The organism is Burkholderia sp. BE12 (genome assembly GCF_002959955.1).
Classification (GTDB): Bacteria; Pseudomonadota; Gammaproteobacteria; order Burkholderiales; family Burkholderiaceae; genus Burkholderia.
Window position 1 is genome coordinate 148,039 of sequence record NZ_PREY01000014.1, and the last position, 20,645, is coordinate 168,683.

Consider the following 20,645-nt stretch of genomic DNA (forward strand, 5'->3'; position numbering starts at 1 on the left):
ACGCAATACGCGACGCACGGGCCGCGTCGCGTATTGTCGAACTACTTTAAGAACCGGCGGTAACACCGCCTCGTCACGCCTTTTCGTGTCCGGCCGTGCCGTTTCGGCCCGACCGGGCGCCCGCGTTATACTCCTGTACATGCCCCTATCCCAGTTGGAAAGCCGGCTGCGCTACGAATTTCGCAATGCGGAATTGTTGCGCCAGGCTTTGACCCATCGCAGTCACAGCGCCACGCACAACGAACGGCTCGAGTTTCTCGGCGATTCCGTTCTGAATTGCGCGGTGGCCGCCCTTTTGTTCCAGCGTTTCAGCAAGCTGGACGAAGGTGACCTGTCGCGCGTACGCGCCAACCTCGTCAAACAGCAGTCGCTGTATGAAATTGCTCAGGCCCTGAATATCTCGGACGGCCTGCGGCTGGGCGAGGGCGAGTTGCGCAGCGGGGGATTCCGTCGCCCGTCGATCCTTGCGGACGCGTTCGAAGCCATCATCGGGGCCGTGTTCCTCGATGGCGGCTTCGAAGCCGCCCAAGGGGTCATCAAGCGGCTCTATATCCCGATTCTCGACCACATCGATCCGCGCACGCTCGGCAAGGACGCGAAGACGCTGCTGCAGGAATACCTGCAGGGGCACAAGATCGCGCTGCCGACCTATACGGTCGTCGCGACGCATGGTGCGGCGCACAATCAGCAGTTCGAGGTCGAGTGCACGGTGCCGAAGCTGGACGTGAAGGTATCGGGTTCCGGCGCCAGCCGGCGCGCGGCCGAGCAGGCCGCCGCGAAGAAGGCGCTCGACGAAGTGATGGCGGCCGCGCCGATGCTGGCCGCGAAGCCGAAGCGCTCGAAAAACGCACGCGGGTCCAAGCACGTCGAACCCGAGATCGTGCCGGGCGTGAAGGGCGTGCAGGAAGCGCTCGACCTGCGCTCGCCGGAGCGGAAGGAGCGTGCGGCGGCGCGCGAGGCCAGGGCGGCTGGCGCGGTGCCGGCTGCGACCGCTGCGGCTACGGCCGCGGGCGCCGAGCCGGCCGTCGCGCCGATGGCCGCGATTCGCGCGGCGCATGTCGAGCCGGCAGCGGACAAGGGCGAGCGGGCGGCGAAGCCGGCCACCGACAAGATTGCCGACAAACCGGCCGAGCGGCCCGACAAGGCTGCGGAAAAACCCGCCGAGGCCGCGCCGCGCGCAGCCGACAAGCCGGCCGGCCACGCAGCCGATTCGGCATCGTCGTCGGCCGACAAGCCCTCCGCGAGTACCGACTCCGCCGCGCGCCCGCCGGCGCGCGCACGCGATGCCGCGGCGCCCGACGCCGAGACGCCGCCAGGCGGCGCGAGTCTTGCCGCCGCGCAGGCGCGCGTGGCCGATGCCGACCACTGAATTGCCCATCGATCGTGCCGCGCGCCGCGCGGCCGTTTCCGAACCTGTCTCCCAAACGATATGAACACTCCCGCTCCTACCGGTTTCCGTTGCGGCATGATCGCGATCGTGGGCCGCCCGAACGTCGGCAAGTCGACGTTGATGAACGCACTCGTCGGCCAGAAGATCAGCATCACGTCGCGCAAGGCGCAGACGACCCGCCACCGGATCACCGGCATCAACACGTTCGACGACGCGCAATTCGTGTTCGTCGACACGCCCGGCTTCCAGACCCGTCACAGCACCGCGCTGAACCGTTCGCTGAACCGCGCGGTCACGTCGACGCTGACGTCGGTCGACGTGATCCTGTTCGTGATCGAGGCCGGCCGCTTCGGGCCCGACGACCAGAAGGTGCTCGACCTGATCCCGCCCGGCATGCCGACGCTGCTGATCGCGAACAAGATCGACCGCGTGAACGACAAGGCGTCGCTGTTCCCGTTCATGCAGAAGGTGAGCGGACTGCGCGAATTCACCGAGCTCGTGCCGCTGTCGGCGCAGCGGCCGGAAGACATCAAGCGCCTGCTGGACACGATCAAGCCGTACCTGCCGGAAGGCGAGCCGATCTACGGCGAGGACGAACTGACCGACCGCAGCTCGCGCTTTCTCGCGGCCGAAATCCTGCGCGAGAAGGTATTCCGCTGGACCGGCGACGAACTGCCGTACACGAGCACCGTGCTGATCGACAAGTTCGAGGAGGAGGGCCGCCTGAAGCGCATCTTCGCGACGATCCTCGTCGAGCGCGATTCGCACAAGGCGATGGTGATCGGCAAGAAGGGCGAGAAGCTCAAGCAGATCAGCACCGAGGCGCGGATGGACATGGAGAAGCTGTTCGACGGCCCCGTGTACCTCGAGACCTTCGTGAAGGTGAAGAGCGGTTGGGCCGACAACGAGGCGGGGCTGCGTGCCTATGGGTACGAATGACGCGCTGACGTCGACCGAAGACGCGGTGACGGCCGGCGCGAACGACGCGCCGCTGCCGGCACCGCCCGAACCGCCGCGCAAGGCGCGGCGCGCGACGTCTCGCACGTCCGATTTCCGCGTCGCCGAACAGCCGGCGTTCGTGCTGCACAGCTATCCATACCGGGAAACGAGCCTGATCGTCGACGTGCTGACGCGCGATCACGGCCGGCTCGCGCTCGTCGCGAAGGGCGCAAAGCGCCCGCACTCCGCGTTGCGCGGCGTATTGCAGACCTTCCAGCCGCTGCTGCTGTCGTGGTCCGGCAAATCCGAGGTGCGCACGCTGACGGGCGCCGAGTGGGTCGGCGGGATGCTGCCGCTCGGCGGCGACGGGCTGTTGTGCGGTTTCTACGCGAACGAGCTGCTCGTGAAATTCTGCGCGCGCGAGGATCCCCAGCCGCCGCTGTTCAATCATTACGTGCTGACCCTCACGCGCCTCGCGCACGGCGAGCCGGCGGTGCAGGTGCTGCGCTCGTTCGAGCGCGTGCTGCTGCGCGAGACCGGCTATGCGATGGCGCTGAACCGCACGGCCGCGCGCCGCGCGGTCGAACCCGAGCGCCGGTACGTGTTCGATCCCGAGCGCGGCGTGCGCAATGCGGACGACGACGTGCCGTCGCACTGGCCGGTCGTCACCGGGCAGACGTTGCTCGACATGGAGCAGGACGATTACCATCGAGCCCAGACGGTTGCGCAGAGCAAGACGCTGATGCGCTTCCTGCTGAACACCTATCTCGGCGGTACGCCGCTCGCCACGCGCCAGATCCTGATCGACCTGCAAAACCTATGAGCTTCTTCCTGACAACGCCCACCGCCATCGACCTCGGCGTGAACATCGACCACGTCGCGACGCTGCGCAATGTGCGCGGCACGCGCTATCCCGATCCGATCCGCGCGGCGCTCGCCGCCGAAGAGGCGGGTGCGGACGCGATCACGCTGCACCTGCGCGAGGATCGTCGTCACATCGTCGACGCCGACGTGCGCGAACTGCGCCCGCTGCTGAAGACGCGCATGAACCTCGAATGCGCGGTGACGGCCGAGATGCTCGACATCGCGTGCGAAGTGCGTCCGCACGATGCGTGCCTCGTGCCGGAGAAGCGCGCGGAACTGACGACCGAAGGCGGTCTCGACGTCGCCGGCCACTTCGAGGCCGTGCGCGCGGCGTGCAAGCAACTCGCCGACGTGGGCGTGCGCGTGTCGCTGTTCATCGACCCGGACGACGCGCAGATCCGCGCCGCGCACGAAGCGGGCGCGCCGGTGATCGAGTTGCATACGGGCCGCTACGCCGAAGCGCACGACGAAGCGGAGCAGCAGCGCGAATACGAGCGTATCGTCGCGGGCGTGCAGGCCGGCGCGCAGCTTGGCCTGAAGGTCAATGCGGGGCACGGGCTGCACTACACGAACGTGCAGCAGATTGCCGCGATCGACGGCATCGTCGAACTGAACATCGGTCACGCGATCGTCGCGCATGCCATCTTCGCGGGCTGGGACAATGCGGTACGCGAGATGAAGGCGATCATGGTGGCCGCACGCGTCGCCGCGCTGCATGGCGGCGCGCGCTGACGATGCGATGCCGCCACGCCCCGCACGCCGTTTGCGACACACTTGACCCGGCCTCGCCGGGCCGCCCCGGCGGAGACTGACATGGCGATCTACGGCATCGGTACCGACATCGCGCAGGTGAGCCGCGTCGCGGCCGTGCTCGAACGCACGGGCGGCCGGTTTGCCGAGAAAGTGCTCGGCCCCGACGAACTGCGCGTGTTCCACGCCCGGCGCGCCCGCTCCGAGGCGCGCGGCATCGCGTTTCTCGCGACGCGCTTCTCCGCGAAGGAAGCGTTCTCGAAGGCGATCGGGCTCGGCATGCACTGGCCGATGACGTGGCGCGCACTGCAGACGCTCAACCATCCAAGCGGCGAGCCGTACGTGGTCGCATCGGGCGAGCTGGCCGAATGGCTGGCCGCGCGCGGCATCACGGCGCGCGTGACGGTCAGCGACGAACGCGACTACGCGGTGTCGTTCGTGGTCGCCGAAACGGACGCCGCGCCTGCCCCCGCACCTGTTTCCCGAACCTCCTCCTGACGGAATTCCCGATTCGATGAAAACGACTCCCGGCCCGGTCATGCTCGACGTCGTCGGCACGACCCTGTCGCGCGACGATGCGCGGCGCCTCGCGCATCCGAATACCGGCGGCGTGATCCTGTTCGCGCGGCACTTCCAGAATCGTGCGCAACTGACCGCGCTGACCGACTCGATCCGCGCGGTGCGCGAAGACATCCTGATCGCCGTCGATCACGAAGGCGGGCGTGTGCAGCGGTTCCGCACCGACGGCTTCACGGTGCTGCCCGCGATGCGCCGCCTCGGCGAACTGTGGGATCGCGACGTGCTGCTCGCGACGAAGGTCGCGACCGCCGTCGGCTACATCCTGGCTGCCGAATTGCGCGCGTGCGGGATCGACATGAGCTTCACGCCCGTGCTCGATCTCGACTACGGGCACTCGAAGGTGATCGGCGATCGCGCGTTCCATAGCGACCCGCGCGTCGTCACGCTGCTCGCGAAGAGTCTGAACCACGGGCTGTCGCTCGCGGGCATGGCGAACTGCGGCAAGCATTTCCCCGGGCACGGCTTCGCGGAGGCCGATTCGCACGTCGCGCTGCCGACCGACGACCGCACGCTCGAGGCGATCCTCGAGCAGGACGTCGCGCCGTACGACTGGCTCGGGCTGTCGCTGGCCGCGGTGATTCCGGCGCACGTGATCTACACGCAGGTCGACAAGCGGCCGGCCGGATTCTCGCGCGTATGGTTGCAGGACATCCTGCGCGGGAAGCTCGGCTTCACGGGCGCGATCTTCAGCGACGACCTGTCGATGGAAGCGGCTCGCGAAGGCGGCACGCTCACGCAGGCAGCCGATGCCGCGCTCGCCGCCGGTTGCGACATGGTGCTCGTCTGCAACCAGCCGGACGCGGCCGAAGTCGTGCTGAACGGATTGAAGGCGCGGGCCTCGGCCGAGTCGGTGCGACGCATCAAGCGAATGCGAGCGCGTGGCAAGGCGCTCAAGTGGGAGAAGCTGGTCGCGCAGCCCGAGTATCTGCAGGCGCAGGCGCTGTTGAGCAGCGCGCTGGCGTAAGCGGGCGGGGACGGCGCGAGTCGCGCCGTTTCGGTCGCTCCAAACGAAAAGCCGCGCAACAAGCGCGGCTTTTTTACGGATTGCGACAGCCCGATTCGGGTAGTCGCTGGAACGGAATTGGACGCAACTAACGGTCGAATCCGACCAGCGCCCGTATTCAGGGCCGCCCGTTTAGTTCACCTTCATCCGCTGCAGCTTGTTGTACAGCGTCTTCGGGCTGATGCCGAGCAGCGTGGCCGCACGGTGGCGCGTACCGCCGACCGCGTCGAGCGTCGCGCGGATCAGCAGATCCTCGACATCGGACAGCGGCGTGCCGACCTTGATCTGCACACTGCTGCCGTTCAGCGCGGCGCCGGCGGAGAAGCTGGCCTCGCCCGCGCGCAGCGTCTCGATGAAGTCGCCCGACGCGTCGTACGCGAAGCGCACGCGTTCCTGCAGCTCGCGCACGTTGCCCGGCCATTCGTAGGACAGGCATTCGCGCACGAAGCCCGGCGCCGCCCGCTTGTCGGTCGTGCTGCGGCCGGTTGCGCGCGCTTCGCGGTTCAGTTCGTCGATCTGCGCGTCCGCGATCGCGAGCGCGTCGCCGTCGCGCTCGCGCAGCGGCGGCATCGTGATCGATGCCGCGTCGAGGCGCAGCCACAGATCCTCGCGCAGCGTGCCGTTCGCCACCGCCTCGCGCGCCGGACGGCGCGTGGCCGCGATCAGCCGGAAATCGCTGGTGATCGAGCTCGTGCCGCCGATCCGCATGAAGTTCTGCGAATCGAGCGCGTGCAGCAGTGCTTCCTGCAGCACGAGCGGCAGCGCGGTGATTTCGTCGAGGAACAGCGTGCCGCCGCCGGCCTGCTCGAACAGGCCCGATTCGCGGCGCTCGGCGCCGTCGAACGCACCGCGTTCATGGCCGAACAGCACGCTGTCGAGCGAGGCGCCGTGCCGGCCGGCCTGCGCGAGCATGCGGCAGTCGAACGAGACGAACGGCCCCTTGCGGCGCCGGCTCAGTTCGTGCAGCGTGCGCGCCGCCAGCTTCTTGCCGGTGCCGGCCTCGCCCGAGAACAGCACGGCCGTCTCGGTGCGGGCGTTGTGCTCGATCATGTCGTACACGTGCTGCATCGCGTCGCTGCGGCCCACCAGCGCGCCGAAGCGGCCGAGATGGCGCAGCGACGCACGCAGCGACTGCACTTCGTCGATCAGTTCGTACGGGCGGGGAATCCGCGCGAGCAGGCTGCGCAGGCGCGGAATGTTGATCGGCTTCAGCAGGTAGTCCCAGATGCCGTGGCGCAGGCCCTCGATGGCGCTCTCGACCGTCGCGTTGCCCGTCAGCACGATCACCGGCAGCGAGCCGTTCGGCTGTTGCTGCGGCAGGTGCTGGAGCAGGTCGAACCCGCTGCCGTCCGGCAGGTTCAGGTCGACGAGCACGACGTCGGGAATCGAGCGGCCGAGCGCCGTGCGCGCTTCGGCGAGCGACGTGGCCGTGTCGACCGAGAAGCCGTCTGCGGCGAGCAGTGCGGTGAGGCCTGACAGGCTGTTGGGATCGTCTTCGACAATCAGGGCGTGTGGCATGGTGGACGCGAGTCGAGTCAAGAGAGGCGGGCTGTCGGCCAGCGGACCGCAGCCGCATGTCGGATTAAAGATTGATTTTATGCCCCGCCGAACGCGCCACGCGCATTATTTCTCCGCCGCTATAAAACAGTTACCGATGATACAAATTGAATATCTTTACCGGTGGCTTTTGTGCTGCTTATGGCTCCAACTTGTGGCAGCTGTTGGCGCCGGACAAACAAAAAGCGCCCCGAAGGGCGCTTTGTTCGATGCGGCTATCGCTGACGATTACGCGCGGCTGCGGTATTCGTTCGTGCGCGTATCGATTTCGATCTTGTCGCCGGTGTTGCAGAACAGCGGCACTTGCAGTTCGAAGCCGGTCGCCAGCTTCGCGTTCTTCAGCACCTTGCCCGACGACGTGTCGCCCTTGACGGCCGGTTCCGTGTAGGTGATTTCGCGAACGAGGACCGTCGGCAGTTCGACCGAGATGGCCTTCTCGTTGTAGAACACGACTTCGCAAGCCATGCCGTCTTCGAGGTAGTTCAGCGCTTCGCCCATCATTTCGGCTTCGACTTCGTACTGGTTGTAGTCGGCGTCCATGAACACGTACATCGGATCGGCGAAGTACGAGTACGTCACTTCCTTGCGGTCGAGCACGACGACTTCGAACTTGTCGTCAGCCTTGTAGACCGATTCCTGACCTGCGTTCGACAGCAGGTTCTTCATCTTCATCTTGACGACGGCCGAGTTACGACCCGACTTGTTGTATTCCGCCTTTGCGATGACCCATGCCTCGCTGCCGATCTGCACGACGTTGCCTACGCGGAGTTCCTGTGCGGTTTTCATAAAAAACTGTCCTGATCAAATCAAATAAATAGGTGCCTGAGCGGTGCACAACGGGTGAGGCGCCAAGCAGATGCGTTCCGGCAGGCGCCCCAAAGCTCAAACGCGAGCGCTTGCATGGTCAGCCGTCGGATAACCGCTTATTTTAACTGAGATTTTGCGTATTCCGCCAGCTTTCCGGCGAGATCGCCGACGGCCGCGAGCGTGTCGGCCCAGCGGGTCGCATTGGCGTCCAGCGCGGCGCGGTGCTGCCACAAATCGGCCCAGTCGGGCGTGCCGGCGCCGTTCCATGCATGCCAGAACCGCTCCAGCGCCGCCCGCGGTGCATCGGCGAGACCGGCCGACAGGTGCGCGAGCGCGGCGTCGAGCTTCGGCAGGTGCACGTCGTCGGCCTGCGGGTAGATGTGCCACGCGAACGGCTTGCGCGCCCACTGCGCGCGGACGAACGAATCCTCGCCGCGCACGAAATTGAAATCGGCGATCCACAGCAGCGGGTCGTAGTCGGCCTGCGGAACGAACGCGAGGCCATGGGCGGTGAGGTTGCCGCTGCGCGCTCGTACGCCGGCGGCGAACGATTCGACCCCGAAAAAACGCGCGACGGCGGGCGACAGACGCCCGGCCGGCACGAGCGCGACGACCGGCGACGGGCCGTCGCGCCACTGCGCGAGCAGTGCGTCGACGGCCGGGTTCTCGTACGCGAACAGGCTGACGACCGTCGTGCCGGGCGCCGGCGGCGCACCGCCGGTCGCGCGCTGCCACCACGCGGTGCGCGCTGCCGGATCGGTGTCGAAAGCCGTACGGCGCGCGTCGAGATCGCGCTCCTTCGGCACGCCGCCCGTGCCGGCCGACAGGCCCGGGAAGAAGAACGTCTTCAGCAGCGGGTAGCGCGGATGCGGCGACGGCCGCAAATGGAAATCGGCGACCCAGTCCTCGGCGCTCAGGTATTCGAGGTTGATCCACACGGGCCGCCGCGCGCGCCGCGCCATCGCCGCGAGATACGCGCCGGGCAGCTCGCACGCGAACGCCTCGATCACGACATCGGCGATGTCCAGCGCGTCGCCGACTTCCGCATGCCAGTGCTCGATCACGATCGCGTCGACCGTCTGCCGCGCCGCGTCGGGATCGATCTGCGGCAGCAGGCGCGCGAACGTCTGCAGGTCGTCGACGAACAGGCGGACCTGCCAGCCGTGCTCGTGCGCGAGCTGGCGCGCGACGCGCCAGCACACGCCGATGTCGCCGAAATTGTCGATCACCGTGCAGAAGAGGTCGCAGGCGATCGGTTCGCCCGGCGCGAGCGGCACGGCGGAGAAGGGGGCAGCGGAAAGGCGTGGCATCGAAGCGGGTCGGTGAATGCTCTAAACTGGCGATTCTAATAGACCCGTTCCGCGTTACAAGGCGCCCGGATCACGCATGACATCCCCAGAAGCCTCCGATATTCCGTTCGAACCGAAGAAGATCCTTGCGCAGTTGCCGCACATGCCGGGTGTCTATCGCTATTACGACACGGCGGGCGCCGTCCTCTACGTCGGCAAGGCGCGCGACCTGAAAAAGCGCGTGTCGAGCTATTTCACGAAGACGCAACTGTCGCCACGCATCGCGATGATGGTCACGCGCATCGCGCGCATCGAAACGACCGTCACGCGCTCGGAAGCCGAAGCGCTGCTGCTCGAGAACAACCTGATCAAGGCGCTCGCGCCGCGTTACAACATCCTGTTTCGCGACGACAAATCGTATCCGTACCTGAAGCTCACCGCGCACCGCTTTCCGCGGATGGCCTACTACCGCGGCTCGGTCGACAAGCAGAACCAGTATTTCGGGCCGTTCCCGAGCGCGTGGGCCGTGCGGGAGAGCATCCAGATCCTGCAGCGCGTGTTCCAGTTGCGCACCTGCGAGGATTCGGTCTTCAACAACCGCACGCGGCCGTGCCTGCTGCACCAGATCGGACGCTGCACGGCGCCGTGCGTCGGCGCGATCTCCGACGAGGATTACGCGGTCGACGTGTCGAACGCCGCGCGGTTCCTGCTCGGCCGGCAGTCCGAAGTGATGAAGGAGCTCGAGCAGAAGATGCACGCGTTCGCGGCCGAACTGAAATTCGAGCAGGCGGCGGCCGTGCGCAACCAGATGAGCTCGCTCGCGACGGTGCTGCACCAGCAGGCGATCGAGGTCGGCGGCGACAGCGACGTCGACGTCCTGGCCGTCGTCGCGCAGGGCGGCCGCGTGTGCGTGAACCTCGCGATGGTGCGCGGTGGACGGCACCTCGGGGACAAAGCGTATTTCCCGACACACGTCGAAAGCGCCCTGACGCTCGCCGAAGGCGGTCTCGGTGAAGAGGCCGAGCCGGCGGAGGCGGTCGATGCGACGCCCGACACGGTGCCCGATCAGCCGGTGGAAGAGTCCGGCGGCGCGCGCGGCACGGCGTCGGCGTCGGCGTCGGTAGAGGCCGAGGTGCTCGATGCGTTCATCGCGCAGCACTATCTCGGCAACCGCGTACCGCCCGTGCTCGTCGTCAGTCATGCGCCCGCGAGCCGCGACCTGCTGGAATTGCTGTCCGAGCAGGCCGGCCACAAGGTGTCGCTCGTGCGGCAGCCGCAGGGGCAGCGGCGCGCGTGGCTGTCGATGGCCGAGCAGAATGCGCGGCTCGCGCTCGCGCGGCTGCTGTCCGAGCAGGGCTCGCAACAGGCGCGCACGCGTGCGCTGGCGGATACACTCAGCTACGACAGCGACGATCTCGCGACGCTGCGGATCGAATGCTTCGACATCAGCCATACGATGGGCGAGGCGACGCAGGCGTCGTGCGTCGTCTATCACCATCACAAGATGCAATCGAGCGAATATCGCCGCTACAACATTACGGGCATCACGCCGGGCGACGATTACGCGGCGATGCGGCAGGTGCTCACGCGCCGCTACGAGAAGATGGTGGAACAGGCCGCGCAGGCGGCGGCCGCCGACGAAGCGGCCGGCATCGACGGCGAGTCGACGCGCCAGGCCGAGGCATCGAGCCTGCTGCCGAACATCGTGCTGATCGACGGCGGCAAGGGGCAGGTCGAGATCGCGCGGCAGGTGTTCACCGAGCTCGGCCTCGACACATCGATGCTGGTCGGCGTCGCGAAAGGCGAGGGGCGCAAGGTGGGCCTCGAGACGCTGGTGTTCGCGGACGGTCGCGCGCCGCTCGAACTCGGCAAGGAGAGCGCCGCGTTGATGCTCGTCGCGCAGATCCGCGACGAGGCGCACCGTTTCGCGATCACCGGCATGCGGGCGAAGCGGGCGAAGGCGCGCCAGACGTCGCGGCTCGAGGAACTCGAGGGCATCGGCGCGAAGCGCCGGCAGCGGCTGCTCGCGCGCTTCGGCGGGTTGCGCGGCGTGGTGGCCGCGAGTGTCGAGGAACTGGCGAGCGTCGAAGGCATTTCGCACGCGCTCGCCGAGCAGATCTACAAGCAGCTTCATTGACGAGCCCGTGCGGCCGGCTGCATTGCCAGCGTTCTTGTGGCAGGCCGGTCGACACGGCACAATTGCGAATCCTTTACTGTCCCGCATGCCATGCCGTTCAATTTCCCGATTTTCCTGACGTGGGTACGGATCGTGCTGATTCCGCTCGTCGTCGGCGTGTTCTATCTGCCGGACACGGTGATGGGCGGCGCGCACCGCAATCTCGCGGCGGCGGCGATCTTCATCCTTGCGGCGCTGACCGACTGGTTCGACGGCTTCCTCGCCCGCAAGTGGAACCAGACGTCGTCGTTCGGCGCGTTTCTCGACCCGGTGGCGGACAAGCTGATGGTGACGGCCGCGCTGCTGATTCTCGTGCAGATTTCGCGGGTCGACGCGGCGATCGCGCTCGTGATCGTCGGTCGCGAGATCGCGATTTCGGCGCTGCGCGAATGGATGGCGCAGATCGGCGCATCGAAGAGCGTCGCGGTGAACCAGCTTGGCAAATTCAAGACCGCGTGCCAGATGGTCGCGATTCCGATGCTGCTGTTCTACGGGCCGCTGCCGCTCGGCGTCGTGACGATCGATACGCGCGTGTGGGGCGAGTGGCTGATGTATCTCGCCGCGGTGCTGACCATCTGGTCGATGCTGTACTACATGAAGCTCGCATGGCCGCAGATTCGCGAGCGCGGCGGCGCGTGATCCGCGTCGCATGTGGGGGCGTTTTTGTAAAAAGGGCTGGAAAAGCCCTTGACACACGAATGTGCCTTCGACATAATCTCGCTTCTCCGCTGCACGACGAAGTAAATGTGTGACGGGGAGGTAGTAGCGTAGCAATACGCGGGAGTAGCTCAGTTGGTAGAGCGCAACCTTGCCAAGGTTGAGGTCGCGAGTTCGAGACTCGTCTCCCGCTCCAGATTTTTTCTGGCAGCGTGTGGTACGGCAAAGCGCTGCGGGTGCAGGACATATGCGGGAGTAGCTCAGTTGGTAGAGCGCAACCTTGCCAAGGTTGAGGTCGCGAGTTCGAGACTCGTCTCCCGCTCCAGATTTTTCTGGCAGCGTGTGGTACGGCGAAGCGCTGCAGATGCAGGACAATGCGGGAGTAGCTCAGTTGGTAGAGCGCAACCTTGCCAAGGTTGAGGTCGCGAGTTCGAGACTCGTCTCCCGCTCCAGGTAATGGGGAAGCCACGCTTCCCTTTTTATTTGATGGACTTCCGGTCCTCGAATAAAAATCTGTCGCTTGCCTCACGGCATCCGGACAGTCCGCTTTTGGCGCGATAGCAAAGCGGTTATGCAGCGGCCTGCAAAGCCGTTTAGGCCGGTTCGACTCCGGCTCGCGCCTCCAAGTAAGAAGAGAAAAAGCCCTGAGAAATCAGGGCTTTTTCTTTTTTCCGCATCGCTTTACGGCCGTCGCACACCCGATGCATGCGCCGCCCGCAAAGCAATCACCCATCCACCGGCTGCGCCGGCGTCTCGAGCTTCAACTGATAGAACGCCGCATCGAGCCAGCGACCGAACTTGAATCCCGCCTCGGCGATCGTGCCCGAGTGCACGAATCCCAGTTTCGTATGCAGTGCGATGCTTCCGGCATTGGTCGCGTCGATGCAGCCGACCAGCACGTGTACCTGCGCTTCGCGCGCACGCCGCACCACCTCGCGCAGCAGCAGTTCGCCGAGCCCGCGACCGCGCTGATCGTTGCGCACGTACACACTGTGTTCGACCGTGTACTTGAACGCCGGGAACGCGCGGAACGTACCCCAGCTCGCGAAGCCGAGCAGTGTGCCCGCCGCGTCGACGGCGCCGAAGACCGGAAAGCCGCCCGCGCGCTTCGTCGCGAACCACGCGACCATCGCTTCCGGCGGTCGCGGCCGGTAGTCGTACAGCGCCGTCGAGTTCGCGATCGCGTCGTTCAGGATTTCGAGAATCGCGGCTGCGTGTTCGGCCTCGCTGCAATCGATCAGGCGCACGTCGTCGCGCTGTGTCGGGGAGTTCATACGGGTTCCTTCCTGTTGGCTCTAAATCGGTTGCGCACGCGACGCGCGCATCACGCGCTCCGCACGGCGGCGGCGGATGCATCGCAAATCGCGACGACATAGCGTGCGGCATGCGACGACGGATTGCTGAAGATCAGCGGCTGGTCGAGCCGCATGGCCAGGCAGTCACCTTCGCGCAGTTCGTGAAGCGCATCGCCCAACGTGACGTCGACGCGCCCGCTGATGATCCACACCTGCTGATGCAGTGCGCTTTCGCGGCCGCCGCTGTCATACGCGACGCGCGCGCCGGGCGGGAAATCGACCTCGACGAGCTGAATCGGCGACGGCCAGCCGGCCGGCGACAGGTTGCGCCGCACATAGCCGGACGCCGGGTCGCGCCATTCAGCCTGCTGCGCGCGGCGGGCCAGCGGCTGCGCGGGCGCGTCGTCCCGGTCGCCGCCGAACAGCCCGGCCAGCGACACGCCGAGGCCGGCCGCGAGCTTGTCGAGCACGACGGCCGTCGGGCTGGCCGACGCGCGTTCGATGAGCGAGATCATCGAACGGCTGACGCCGGAACGCGCGGCCAGCGCATCGAGCGTGTAGCCTCGAACGGTGCGCAGCTCGCGCACGCGCCGGGCAATGCGCTCGTTGATACCGGTGTCGTCGGTCGTGGTAGTCGCTGATTCTTTCATGATGGATTTATTTTCCAGCAAACTGGAATTCAATGTCAACGGTATTTCCCGGGTGCGATCGGACGAGACGCAGCACACACCGGCTTGCCCCGTCGTCGTGCACGGCGTAATATACGAAACAGCTACGTTTCGTTTAATTGGGGATATATGGGCATCATCAAGATTTCCGAGCACATGCATGAACGGCTGCGCTCGACGAGCACGGCGCTGAGCCGTTCGATCAACGCGCAGGCCGAACACTGGCTGCGCGTCGGGATGCTGGCGGAACTCAATCCGGCGCTGTCCTACGGCGACATCTGCAAGATGTTGATCGAGGCAGAGGCGCGTGGCGGCGACGTGGGGCCGGCGGAACCGGTCGCGCAGCACATCGAGCAGGTGGCGTAATGGCGAAACGCGAAATCCCGATCCGCGGCGCCGCGGAAATCGCCAAGTCGCGCGAAGCCGCGAAGCTCGCGTCGCAGGTGCTGACGATGATCACGGAGCACGTGAAGCCGGGCGTCACCACCGACGAGCTGGATGCGCGCTGCCGCGAATACATCGTCGACGAGCTGGGCGCGATTCCCGCGAACATCGGCTACCACGGCTATCCGAAGACGCTGTGCACGTCGGTCAACCATGTGGTCTGCCACGGCATTCCGACGTCGCGGCCGATGCGCGACGGCGACATCGTGAACCTCGATATCGCGGTGATCAAGGACGGCTGGTTCGGCGATACGAGCCGCATGTATTTCGTCGGCGAACCGAACGAACTCGCACGGCGGCTCGTCGCGGCGACCTACGAGGCGATGCATGCCGGCATCCGCGCGGTGCGCCCCGGCGCGACGCTCGGCGACGTCGGCTATGCGATTCAGCAGGTCGCCCATCGCGAAGGGTTCAGCGTGGTACGCGAGTATTGCGGGCACGGCATCGGCGACGTCTATCACGACGAACCGCAAGTGCTGCATTACGGTCGCCCGGGTACCGGCCTGCCGCTGCGGCCGGGAATGATCTTCACGATCGAGCCGATGCTGAACGCGGGCAAGCGCGATACGCACGTGCTGGCCGACGGCTGGACGGTCGTCACGAAGGACCATTCGCTGTCCGCGCAATGGGAGCACATGGTCGTGGTGACGGAAACGGGCTTCGAGGTGCTGACCGAGGACGCGAAGCCGCAGGCGTTCGCGGCGCTTTCCGGCACGCACGCGGCCTGACGGCGGCAGTGCGCTGCATGCGGCGGCGCGGTGTTGCGATGAAACGGGCCCCTTCACGGGGCCCGTTTCGCTTGGGACGGCCGGCGCTGTGGCGCGACGCTTAACCGCGCGCCTTCTGCCACGCGTGTTCGACGAACACGCGGCACAGCGCTTCCATGCCCCGGCGGTCTTCGTCGTCGAAGCGCGCGGCGACCGGGCTGTCGACGTCCCATACGCCGATTAGCGTGCCGTCGCCGGCCACCAGCGGCACGACGATTTCCGATTCCGACGCCGCATCGCACGCGATATGGCCGGGGAAGTCGTGCACGTCGCGCACGACCTGCGTCTCGCGCGTCTGCGCGGCGGTGCCGCACACACCCTTGCCGAGCGCGATCCGCACGCACGCGGGCTTGCCCTGGAACGGCCCGACCACGAGCTCGGTGCCGTCGAAGAAGTAGAAGCCCGCCCAGTTCAGGCGATCGAGCGAGTGATAGACGAGCGCGGAGAAATTCGCCGCGTTCGCGGTCAGGTCGCGTTCGGATTCGACGAGCGCGCGTGCCTGCTCGACGAGCGTCGCGTATTGATCGGCCTTGGAGGCGGTAGAGTCGTTGGACAGCGTGAACATGGCGGGAAAGCGATAGGGGTTGAAAAATGCGCACTGCGCGTACCGCAGTCTACGGCACGCGCGCGCGGTCTGCAGCGCGTGGTCGTGCGCGATGCGGCGCGCTCAGTCGGGTTCGAGTTCGGCGAACCGCTCGGCCAGAAAGTCGAGCAGCGCCCGTACCGCGGGCAGCAGGCCGCGACGCGACGCGAACACCGCATGCACGATTTCGCGGCGGGGCGCCCAGTCGGGCAGCACCGTGACCAGTTCACCGCGCGAAACCTCATCGCGCACCATCATCGTCGGCAATTGCACGACGCCGACGCTTGCGACGGCCGCCGCGCGCAGCGCGAGCATGCCGCCCGTCACGAAGCGCGGCTGGTGATGGATTTCCGCGTGCGCGCCGTCGGGCCCGCGCAGCCGCCACACGTGCGTGGACTGCGGCACGCCGTGATCGAGGCTCGGCAGGCGCGCGAGATCGGCGGGAACGGCCGGTACACCGTGCTCGCGCAGCAGCGTGGGACTCGCGACGAGGCACTGGCCGCGCTCGGCGAGCACGCGCAGCGCGAGATCGCTGTCCTCGAGCGGCGGCGGGCGCACGCGGATCGCGACGTCGATCCCTTCGCCGACCACGTCGACGCGCCGGTTCGTGGCTTCCAGGTGGATCTCGACGCGCGGGCACGCGGCCATGAACGCGGCGATCATCGTGCCGACCAGCGAATCGAGCAGCACGATCGGGCAACTGACACGCACGATGCCGCGCGGCTCCTCGTGCAGCAGCGCGATCGCCTCGTCGGCGGCGTCGGCCTCGACGAGCATCGCGCGGCAATGCGCGTAATAGGTCTGGCCGACGTCGGTGACCGTGAAGCGGCGCGTCGAGCGCTGGATCAGCCGCATCCCGAGCCGCGCCTCGAGCAGCGCGATGCGGCGGCTCAGCTTCGATTTCGGCATGTCCAGCGCGCGCCCGGCCGGCGCGAAGCCGCCGTGTTCGACGACCTGCACGAAGTAGTAGAGATCGTTCAGATCCCGCGCTTTATCGTTCATGAAATGGAACGCTGAGTGCGATTTCGGCAGTCTACCGGATCGATCGTTCCATCTCTATATTGTCATTCAAGGATGCGAAACACGGGTTTCGCCGCAATATGGAGAAGGGCCATGAAGAAGATCCAGGGTGTGTACAGTGCGCCGCGCGGTCATTGGGTCGGCGACGGTTTCCCGGTGCGTTCGATGTTCAGCTACCAGTCTCATGGCACGCATCTGAGCCCGTTCCTGCTGCTCGACTACGCGGGCCCGGCGACGTTCGAACCGACGACCGCGCCGCGCGGTGTCGGCCAGCATCCGCACCGCGGGTTCGAAACGGTGACGATCGTCTATGACGGCGAAGTCGCGCACCGCGACTCGACCGGCGCGGGCGGCACGATCGGCCCGGGCGACGTGCAGTGGATGACGGCCGCGAGCGGGATTCTGCACGAGGAATTCCATTCGGAGGCGTTCACGAAGCAGGGCGGCCCGCTCGAGATGGTGCAGCTGTGGGTGAACCTGCCCGCCGCGGACAAGATGGGCGCGCCCGGCTACCAGACGCTGCTGAACGCGGATATCCCGGTGGTCGAGCTGCCGGACGGCGCGGGGCGGGCGCGGATCATCGCCGGTGAACTCGACGGGCGGCGCGGCCCGGCCCGCACGCACACGCCGATCGACGTGTGGGACGTGCGGCTCGTGGCGGGCGGCCATGCGCGGTTCCCGGTCGCCGACGGGCGTACGCTCGCGGTGGTCGTACTGAGCGGCACCGTGCAGGTGAACGGCGAGACGGTGGCACGCGAAGCGCAGTTCGTGCAACTGGGCCGCGATGGCCGCGACGTCGAGATCGAAGCGAACGGCGACGCGAAGCTGCTGATCCTGAGCGGCGAGCCGATCGACGAGCCGGTCGTCGGCTACGGTCCGTTCGTGATGAACTCGCAAGCGGAGATTCGTACCGCGATCGACGACTTCAACAGCGGCCGCTTCGGCCAGATGCCGGCATGACTGCATGACGGCATGACGGCATGACGAGCAGGCCCCGCGCGATGCGGGGCCTTTTTTTCGCGCGTGGGCAGGCGGTCGCGCGCGATGCGCGCTTCGAGGCATAATCGACGGTTGCCGCGCGCTAGTCGGCGCGCCCGAATCAGGACCGCACATGAACGCATCCGCCCCCGCCGCATCCCCGAGCACCGCCGATCTCGACTGGCGCTGGAAATCCTTCGACGCGCTGACGGCGCGCGAAATCTATTCGATCCTCGAAGCGCGCAGCGCCGTATTCGTCGTCGAACAGAACTGCGTGTATCGCGACATCGACGATGCGGACCAGGCCGCGTGGCACTTGGCGGCCTTCGATCCGGTCGGCCGCGTGGCCGGCTATCTGCGCGTGCTGCTGCCGGACGCCCAGCACACCGACGTGCGCATCGGTCGCGTGCTGACGACCGCCGCGTTTCGCGGCGCGGGGCTCGGCAACGGGCTGCTGTCGCGCGCGCTCGAGCATATCCGCGCGCAGTGGCCGGATACGCCGGTGAGCCTGCATGCACAGGCTCACTTGCAGCGTTTCTACGGGGCATTCGGCTTCACGCCGAGTTCGGACGTGCACGACGAGGACGGCATCCCGCACGTCTGGATGAGCAGCGCGCGCGCGTGACGCGCGCCGCGCTGCGCGGCCGTCAGTGCGCGCCGCGTGCGACGGGCGGTTCGTCCGCGCGCTGCGCGACCCGTTCGCCGATCAGGCGCCCGCGCGCGGACAGCCGCAGCCAGTGCCGCAGCGCGATCAGTGCGCCGATCACGCTCATCATCGAGCCGGGAATCCACAGCAGCAGGCCACCGATCTGCTGGTCGCGCAGCGGGCTCAGCCACGTGAACGCGCGGCCGCAGATCGAGTAGATCGGATACAGCTCGTGCGGCGTGAAGAAGATCAGCGCGCCGAGCGCGATCTGCGGCGGGATCGCCGCGACGACGATCAGGATCCGGCGGCCCGGCGACAGCCGCGCGGGCGGCGCGGGACGCGGATCGACGACGAGCCACCAGAACAGCAGCCCGTCGATCACCATGCTCCAGTTCATCACGCGATAGAGACGCCAGTCGAGCATCGCGACGAAGTGAATCGGCGACAGCAGCCAGAAATAGATCAGCCCGACGAACAGCACGACCGCGACGACCGGATGGAACACCACGTCGAGCGTCGCGCGCACGGGCGCCCATGCGAGCGCGGGGCGCACGAAGCGCTGCCGCCAGCGGAACGGAATGCCCGCGCGGATCGCCGCGCCCGGATAGGACAACGCGATGAAGAACGGCCCGAGGTGATGCAGCACGAGGTGCTGCGCGCGGTGCATGAAGAATTCGTGCTCGAAGAAGTAGTCGAGCCGCGTATGCAGCGCGACGTAGAGCGCCGTCAGCCCGAACCAGAACGAGAACTGCCGCAGCGGCGACACCTTCGCCTTCTTCGCGCCGCGCGCGAACAGCACGGCGGCCGCCAGCACCGCGATGACCACGGTCGGCGACGGTTCCCACGGATCGAGCCAGTACAGGAGATTCATCGCGCGTGCATCACTTCGCCTGGGCCGGCGATTTCACGGCGAACGGCGCATCGACCGTTTCGCCGTCGGAGAACTTCAGGCGCAGGTGCACGGTGTCGCCCGGCTTGATCGCGTGCTTCGGCTCCTCGAGCATGAAGTGATAGCCGCCCGGCGCGATGTCGACCTTGCCGCGCGCGGGGATCGTCAGCTTGTCGACCATCTCCATCTTCTGCGTCGAGCCGTTCGATACCGTCTGGTGCAGCATCGCCATCCCGTAGTCGGGGCTGTCGACGTCGACGAGGTCGATCGGCTTGTCGCCGGTGTTCACGAGCGTCACGTAGCCGCCCGCGGGCAGCTTGTTCGGCAGCCAGCGGACCCAGGCGTTCTGCGCGCTGATCGCCCCGGCGGCATAGGCGTGGGCGCCGGCGCACAGCGCGGCGACGAGGGCGAACGTCTTGAGGGGCGTTTTCGTGTTCATGGCGGAATTCAGGTCGTGGAGGCAGTGTCGATGATCCGGCGCACATCGGCGGCGATGGCGTCGGGCGAATCGCGATCGGTCGCGAGCAGGCGCGCGCGGCCGGTCGCGTCGAAGATGTAGACGGCCGAGCTGTGCGTCACTTCGTAGCCGCCGGACGGATCGCGTTTTTCCATCTGGTAAGCGACGCGATAGCGCTTCGCGAGCGATTCGATCTGGCCGTCGGTGCCGGTCAGGCCGCGCGCATGCGCGGCGTCGAAGGCGGCGACATAGGACTGCATCGCCTGCGGCGTGTCGCGCGCGGGATCGACCGATACGAACAGGATGCGCACGTCGTCCGCCCGCGGACCGAGCTTCGCCAGCACTTCCATCAGCCGCGCCAGGGTTTCGGGGCAGACATCGGGGCAGTGCGTGTAGCCGAAGTAGACGAGCGCGACGCGGCCGCGAAACGCATCGGCATCGACGGGATGGCCGTCGCCGCCCGTCAGCTTGAACGACAGGTCGGGCAGGTGGCCGGTGACGTTGGTCAGGTTCCAGCGCGGCTCGTCGTGCGTGCACGCGGCGAGCGCCACGGCGGCGGCGAGGGCCGCGGCCGTGCGGATGAGGCGGGAGAGGCGCCGGTGCGGCGTGGGACGGGCAGACGGCATCTTAGGGACTGTTTCCATATGGAACGCGCAACCCCAAATTAAAAAACATTCTACGGGAATGTCCGAAATTGCCCGTATGGCGGCGTCGCGCGGCAAGCGGTTGCGACTGTAGCGCAATTCGCGCGCCTGCGTCCTTTCGAAACCGGTACGGGACGGACGAGCGGGGCAATATGTCGCAGTTGACGCGGCGGGCGGCGCGATGTCCGCGCTGCCCCGGTTTCGCCCATCCGGGGGCGCAGGCGCGGTAAGATGCGCACAACT

Annotated in this window: 22 protein-coding genes and 4 tRNA genes; 16 read left to right on the forward strand and 10 right to left on the reverse strand. The window is 67.0% G+C overall.

The features are described from left to right. The first annotated feature begins 139 nt into the window (after positions 1 to 139). The 6 genes from rnc (at position 140) to nagZ (ending at position 5,486) form a co-directional block, all read left to right on the forward strand. Positions 140 to 1,369: a ribonuclease III gene (rnc, locus tag C4B30_RS17995; protein ID WP_027783939.1), complete on the forward strand. Its 1,230-nt coding sequence runs from the start codon at positions 140 to 142 to the stop codon at positions 1,367 to 1,369. Between the two features lie 60 nt (positions 1,370 to 1,429). After that, complete coding sequence (gene era, locus C4B30_RS18000; RefSeq protein ID WP_027783940.1) at positions 1,430 to 2,329, forward strand: GTPase Era; 900 nt, start codon at positions 1,430 to 1,432, stop codon at positions 2,327 to 2,329. Next, positions 2,316 to 3,152 (forward strand): DNA repair protein RecO, encoded by an 837-nt coding sequence (recO, locus tag C4B30_RS18005; RefSeq protein WP_027783941.1) that lies wholly within the window; start codon positions 2,316 to 2,318, stop codon positions 3,150 to 3,152. Before era ends, recO begins: the two co-directional genes overlap by 14 nt. Then, positions 3,149 to 3,925: a pyridoxine 5'-phosphate synthase gene (gene pdxJ / locus C4B30_RS18010; RefSeq protein ID WP_027783942.1), complete on the forward strand. Its 777-nt coding sequence runs from the start codon at positions 3,149 to 3,151 to the stop codon at positions 3,923 to 3,925. The genes recO and pdxJ overlap by 4 nt, the downstream gene beginning before the upstream one ends. A gap of 81 nt (positions 3,926 to 4,006) precedes the next feature. After that, positions 4,007 to 4,441, forward strand: coding sequence for a holo-ACP synthase (acpS, locus tag C4B30_RS18015; protein WP_027783943.1), 435 nt, complete (start codon positions 4,007 to 4,009; stop codon positions 4,439 to 4,441). A 16-nt stretch (positions 4,442 to 4,457) separates the two neighbouring features. Continuing rightward, complete coding sequence (nagZ, locus tag C4B30_RS18020) at positions 4,458 to 5,486, forward strand: beta-N-acetylhexosaminidase (RefSeq protein ID WP_027783944.1); 1,029 nt, start codon at positions 4,458 to 4,460, stop codon at positions 5,484 to 5,486. Positions 5,487 to 5,657: 171 nt separating this feature from the next. Here nagZ and C4B30_RS18025 read toward each other — a convergent pair whose 3' ends face one another. The 3 genes from C4B30_RS18025 to earP form a co-directional block, all read right to left on the reverse strand. After that, positions 5,658 to 7,043 carry a sigma-54-dependent transcriptional regulator gene (locus tag C4B30_RS18025; RefSeq protein ID WP_006497719.1) on the reverse strand — a complete coding sequence of 462 codons (1,386 nt, stop codon included), beginning with the start codon at positions 7,041 to 7,043 and terminating at the stop codon, positions 5,658 to 5,660. 267 nt (positions 7,044 to 7,310) lie between these two features. Continuing rightward, positions 7,311 to 7,868 carry an elongation factor P gene (gene efp, locus C4B30_RS18030; protein WP_006476487.1) on the reverse strand — a complete coding sequence of 186 codons (558 nt, stop codon included), beginning with the start codon at positions 7,866 to 7,868 and terminating at the stop codon, positions 7,311 to 7,313. Positions 7,869 to 8,005: 137 nt separating this feature from the next. Then, positions 8,006 to 9,199, reverse strand: coding sequence for an elongation factor P maturation arginine rhamnosyltransferase EarP (gene earP, locus C4B30_RS18035; RefSeq protein WP_027783945.1), 1,194 nt, complete (start codon positions 9,197 to 9,199; stop codon positions 8,006 to 8,008). Positions 9,200 to 9,275: 76 nt separating this feature from the next. Between earP and uvrC the strand changes: the two genes are divergently transcribed. The 6 genes from uvrC to C4B30_RS18065 all read left to right on the forward strand — a co-directional run bounded on the left by uvrC (position 9,276) and on the right by C4B30_RS18065 (position 12,636). Beyond that, a complete protein-coding gene (gene uvrC / locus C4B30_RS18040) occupies positions 9,276 to 11,315 on the forward strand; it encodes an excinuclease ABC subunit UvrC (protein WP_027783946.1) in 2,040 nt (679 codons plus the stop codon). Between the two features lie 90 nt (positions 11,316 to 11,405). After that, positions 11,406 to 11,993 carry a CDP-diacylglycerol--glycerol-3-phosphate 3-phosphatidyltransferase gene (gene pgsA, locus C4B30_RS18045; protein ID WP_011544951.1) on the forward strand — a complete coding sequence of 196 codons (588 nt, stop codon included), beginning with the start codon at positions 11,406 to 11,408 and terminating at the stop codon, positions 11,991 to 11,993. A 138-nt stretch (positions 11,994 to 12,131) separates the two neighbouring features. Continuing rightward, positions 12,132 to 12,207: transfer RNA gene (locus C4B30_RS18050), tRNA-Gly, on the forward strand. Between the two features lie 53 nt (positions 12,208 to 12,260). After that, positions 12,261 to 12,336: transfer RNA gene (locus tag C4B30_RS18055), tRNA-Gly, on the forward strand. A gap of 51 nt (positions 12,337 to 12,387) precedes the next feature. Next, positions 12,388 to 12,463 (forward strand) — tRNA-Gly (locus tag C4B30_RS18060). Between the two features lie 99 nt (positions 12,464 to 12,562). Continuing rightward, positions 12,563 to 12,636 (forward strand) — tRNA-Cys (locus C4B30_RS18065). Positions 12,637 to 12,736: 100 nt separating this feature from the next. Here the strand turns inward: C4B30_RS18065 and C4B30_RS18070 are convergent. Both C4B30_RS18070 and C4B30_RS18075 read right to left on the reverse strand, forming a co-directional pair. Continuing rightward, a complete protein-coding gene (locus C4B30_RS18070; RefSeq protein ID WP_027783947.1) occupies positions 12,737 to 13,285 on the reverse strand; it encodes a GNAT family N-acetyltransferase in 549 nt (182 codons plus the stop codon). Positions 13,286 to 13,335: 50 nt separating this feature from the next. After that, on the reverse strand, positions 13,336 to 13,956 hold the full coding sequence (locus C4B30_RS18075) for a helix-turn-helix domain-containing protein (RefSeq protein WP_027783948.1): 621 nt from the start codon (positions 13,954 to 13,956) through the stop codon (positions 13,336 to 13,338). Positions 13,957 to 14,103: 147 nt separating this feature from the next. Here C4B30_RS18075 and C4B30_RS18080 point away from each other — a divergent pair, with 147 nt between their 5' ends. Both C4B30_RS18080 and map read left to right on the forward strand, forming a co-directional pair. Then, positions 14,104 to 14,340: a ParD-like family protein gene (locus C4B30_RS18080; RefSeq protein WP_027783949.1), complete on the forward strand. Its 237-nt coding sequence runs from the start codon at positions 14,104 to 14,106 to the stop codon at positions 14,338 to 14,340. Further along, entirely contained in the window at positions 14,340 to 15,146 is an 807-nt protein-coding gene (gene map, locus C4B30_RS18085; protein WP_105132788.1) for a type I methionyl aminopeptidase, read from the forward strand. Before C4B30_RS18080 ends, map begins: the two co-directional genes overlap by 1 nt. A gap of 100 nt (positions 15,147 to 15,246) precedes the next feature. On the opposite strand, the gene C4B30_RS18090 is transcribed toward map, so the two are convergent. Continuing rightward, complete coding sequence (locus C4B30_RS18090) at positions 15,247 to 15,750, reverse strand: GAF domain-containing protein (protein WP_027783951.1); 504 nt, start codon at positions 15,748 to 15,750, stop codon at positions 15,247 to 15,249. A gap of 102 nt (positions 15,751 to 15,852) precedes the next feature. Beyond that, positions 15,853 to 16,770 (reverse strand): LysR family transcriptional regulator, encoded by a 918-nt coding sequence (locus C4B30_RS18095; protein ID WP_027783952.1) that lies wholly within the window; start codon positions 16,768 to 16,770, stop codon positions 15,853 to 15,855. A gap of 111 nt (positions 16,771 to 16,881) precedes the next feature. On the opposite strand from C4B30_RS18095, the gene C4B30_RS18100 reads away from it, so the two are divergent. Then, positions 16,882 to 17,748: a pirin family protein gene (locus tag C4B30_RS18100; RefSeq protein WP_027783953.1), complete on the forward strand. Its 867-nt coding sequence runs from the start codon at positions 16,882 to 16,884 to the stop codon at positions 17,746 to 17,748. A gap of 151 nt (positions 17,749 to 17,899) precedes the next feature. Continuing rightward, on the forward strand, positions 17,900 to 18,391 hold the full coding sequence (locus C4B30_RS18105; protein WP_027783954.1) for a GNAT family N-acetyltransferase: 492 nt from the start codon (positions 17,900 to 17,902) through the stop codon (positions 18,389 to 18,391). 22 nt (positions 18,392 to 18,413) lie between these two features. Here C4B30_RS18105 and C4B30_RS18110 read toward each other — a convergent pair whose 3' ends face one another. The 3 genes from C4B30_RS18110 to C4B30_RS18120 are packed head-to-tail and all read right to left on the reverse strand — an operon-like array spanning position 18,414 to position 20,384. Then, positions 18,414 to 19,283: a cytochrome c oxidase assembly protein gene (locus C4B30_RS18110; protein ID WP_027783955.1), complete on the reverse strand. Its 870-nt coding sequence runs from the start codon at positions 19,281 to 19,283 to the stop codon at positions 18,414 to 18,416. Between the two features lie 10 nt (positions 19,284 to 19,293). After that, entirely contained in the window at positions 19,294 to 19,740 is a 447-nt protein-coding gene (locus tag C4B30_RS18115; protein WP_027783956.1) for a copper chaperone PCu(A)C, read from the reverse strand. 8 nt (positions 19,741 to 19,748) lie between these two features. Next, positions 19,749 to 20,384, reverse strand: a complete 636-nt coding sequence (locus C4B30_RS18120; RefSeq protein ID WP_027783957.1) for an SCO family protein — start codon at positions 20,382 to 20,384, stop codon at positions 19,749 to 19,751. Between the last annotated feature and the right edge of the window lie 261 nt (positions 20,385 to 20,645).